The 2826-nt window shown below is 61.7% G+C and carries 4 protein-coding genes; all 4 read left to right on the top strand.

The features are described from left to right. Nucleotides 1-202 (top strand): zincin-like metallopeptidase domain-containing protein (locus tag NN5_RS24405; RefSeq protein WP_245656686.1); only part of this gene is annotated, 202 nt, incomplete at its 5' end. After that, entirely contained in the window at nucleotides 199-435 is a 237-nt protein-coding gene (locus NN5_RS24400; RefSeq protein ID WP_067739238.1) for a sigma-70 family RNA polymerase sigma factor, read from the top strand. The genes NN5_RS24405 and NN5_RS24400, both read left to right, overlap by 4 nt. Before the next feature lie 86 nt (nucleotides 436-521). Beyond that, nucleotides 522-1451 carry a HEPN domain-containing protein gene (locus NN5_RS24395; protein ID WP_067739236.1) on the top strand — a complete coding sequence of 310 codons (930 nt, stop codon included), beginning with the start codon at nucleotides 522-524 and terminating at the stop codon, nucleotides 1449-1451. A 79-nt stretch (nucleotides 1452-1530) separates the two neighbouring features. Next, nucleotides 1531-2457: a HEPN domain-containing protein gene (locus NN5_RS24390; RefSeq protein WP_067739233.1), complete on the top strand. Its 927-nt coding sequence runs from the start codon at nucleotides 1531-1533 to the stop codon at nucleotides 2455-2457. Nucleotides 2458-2826 lie beyond the last annotated feature (369 nt).

Genomic DNA, 2826 nt, shown 5'->3' with positions numbered 1-2826 from the left:
CGCCGAAATGGCATCGGCCTTTGCCTGCGCATCGCTCGGTATCCAGCCTACGGTTCGGCACGCTGATTACATCGGCGCATGGCTGCAAGTTCTACGCGAGGACGAGAAGGCGATCTTCCGTGCCGCCAGTGCCGCCAGCAAGGCGTGTGACTGGCTCCTCTCTGCCCGCGAGGAACAGGCCGACACAGGGGACCGGTCATGACCGGTCCCCGTCCCGCAGACCACACCGGCGAGGATCGGGAGCGGATGCGCGAGGTGCTGCTTTCGCTTCCCGAGGCGACCTTGCAGGTGTTCCTCGCCAACCGCGTTCACGGGTTGAGCTATCGCCGGATAGCGAAGCGCTATGGGATGCCGCTCTGGCAAGTGAGGCGGCATATGCTCCGCGCCATCCGGCACATCGACCGCTACCGTGACGGAAGGCCGCCGGGATGGTAGCCTGAGCCCTCCCAACCTCCGAGGCCGCCTTGCCGATCCGTTTAGGGGGATTGGCAAGGCGGCCTTTTGGCGCGATCCTATGGGCCATGAAGACCCTCGACGACATCACGGTGACGCTTCCCGACGCCAAGCGGCGGGAACTGGCGCATGTCGTCGATGTGATCCGCTCCGGCTTTGCCGATGCGATCCGTCACCGGACCCAGCCGCGTTTCCGCAACGGGCGCCTGCTCAAGATCATCCTGTTTGGCAGCTATGCGCGCGGCGACTGGGTCGAGGACCCGGTGGGCCGCTACTTTTCCGACTACGACATCCTTGTCGTCGTCGACCATGAGGACCTGACCGACGTTCCCGAGTTCTGGGCGAGGACCGAGACGCGCCTCCTCGAGGAGCTTGGCGAAGGCCGTGTCCTTCGCACCCAGGTATCTCCGATCTACCACAGCCTCGAGGACGTGAACGAGAAGCTGCGGCTTGGCCGTTACTTCTTCATGGATATCATGAGGGACGGGATCTTGCTGTTCGAAGAGCCCGGGCATCCTTTTGTCGAGCCTGAACAGCTCTCCCCGAAGGAAGCCCTGCAGGAGACCCGCGACTACTTCGAGGAGTGGTTCGAGAGTGCGCAAAAGTTCAAGCGGGCCTCCGACTTTCTGATTGGGGATGGCGCCCCCAAGGAAGCAGTTTTCAACCTTCATCAGGCGGCCGAACGCCTCTACCACTGCATTTTTCTGGTACGCACCCTGTACTCCCCCAAGACCCACAACCTGAACAGGTTGCGGGCCGCGACGGAGCAGCTCGAACCCCGCTTGCGGGAAGTATGGCCCAACGATGATCGCATGCATCGCCGGGCCTACAACCTCCTGCGCGAGGCCTATGTGAAGGCGCGCTACTCGCGCGAGTTCGTCATCACCGACGAGGAACTGCTCTGGCTCGGCGAGCGCGTGGCGGCGCTCCAGGAACTCGTCCGCGAACTTTGCCTTGCCCGGATCGAGGAACTCGCAGCCCGATCGCAAGCGGCCTAACCGAGGCGTTTACCTCATTCAATATGGGAAGAATTCCCGCTGGGCAGCCGGGACTCGTTCCGGCTAGGATAGCCGTCGCATGCGTACCGGTATCGATCATCTGCCCCCCGCCAAACAGCGCGAGCTCGAGCGTGTCGTGGGCGTCATCTTCGAGGAATTTCGCGAGGCGACTGAGAACGCGACCGGTGACCGCAAGCGGGCGCGCATTCTCAAGATCATCCTGTTCGGCTCCTACAGCCGCGACGACTGGGTCGATGCGCCGCTCTCCGCGAACCAGTACAAGAGCGACTACGACATCCTGATCATCGTTAGCCAGAAAGAGCTGGCCGACCGCGCGACGTACTGGGCCAAGGCCGAGGAGCGCCTGATCCGGGAATACATGATCGAGAAGACCTTGCGCACGCCGGTCAACTTCATCGTCCACTCCCTTCAGGAAGTGAACGACGGTTTGGCGCATGGTCGCACCTTCTTCATGGAAGTCGCGAAGGAAGGTATCGCGCTCTACGAGGCAGACGATCGGGAACTTCACCAGCCCAAGCCGAAGACGCCGAAGGAGGCGCTGGCGATGGCAAAGGATTATTTTGAAGACGGAATGCCGAGCGGCGCTGGAATGTTGGAGACGGCGCGTTTCAGTCAGGCACAGGGTCGCCTCAAGGATGCTGCATTCCTCATACACCAGGCAACCGAGCGCCTCTATTCGTGCTTCCTTCTCGTGGTGCAGAGCTACACGCCCTACAACCACAACATCGCCTTTCTGCGCACCCAGGCCGAACGTCTCGATCGCCGGATGGTGGAGATCTGGCCAGAGACGAACCGCCGCGAGCGGGCGATGTTCCAGAAGCTCAAGGAAGCCTACACCAAGGCCCGCTACTCCAAGCACTACCGCATCAGCGAGGAAGAACTTGCCTGGCTCGGAGAGCGCGTAGAGGCGCTGGGACAGGTCGTCCATCAGGTCTGTTCGGAGAAGATCGCGCAGCTTGAAGAAGCGGTCTCGGCGCCCTCCTGAGGGGCCGATCAGGGTAACAGGCGGTCTGTCTGGCCGCCCTTTCGCATTCTTCGGATTGCCTCCCCCAAACGCTGATCAGCGGGCGCACAGGGCAAGCCTGTGCGGTAATCTCGACGCACGCCCGGTGGGCGTAGGTGTAATGCACCGTACGCACACGTGCTGCGACTATTATTGGCGCGTTATCAATGGGATAAATAAAACTACCGGTAGGCCGCCGACAGCACGTTTTGAACTACCGGTATGACCGCAGCATAGCCGGGATCCCGGGTTTTCGGCGGAACCGCGCCAGTTTTGCGCCAGACTACCGGTAGGATTTTTCGTGTCAGCCATGGCCCCCACAAATGGTACCCATGTCTGACGCGATCGGGG

It is taken from the genome of Novosphingobium naphthalenivorans NBRC 102051 (assembly GCF_001590985.1).
GTDB classification, from domain to species: Bacteria; Pseudomonadota; Alphaproteobacteria; order Sphingomonadales; family Sphingomonadaceae; genus Novosphingobium; species Novosphingobium naphthalenivorans.
Note: the sequence above shows the minus strand (reverse complement) of the source record. Positions and strands in the feature narration are given on the sequence as shown.

Bases quoted from the DNA above. Each gene is read 5' to 3' on its own strand.
- NN5_RS24395 (WP_067739236.1), top strand. From the start codon at position 522: ATGAAGACCCTCGACGACATCACGGTGACGCTTCCCGACGCCAAGCGG.
- NN5_RS24400 (WP_067739238.1), top strand. From the start codon at position 199: ATGACCGGTCCCCGTCCCGCAGACCACACCGGCGAGGATCGGGAGCGG.
- NN5_RS24390 (WP_067739233.1), top strand. From the start codon at position 1,531: ATGCGTACCGGTATCGATCATCTGCCCCCCGCCAAACAGCGCGAGCTC.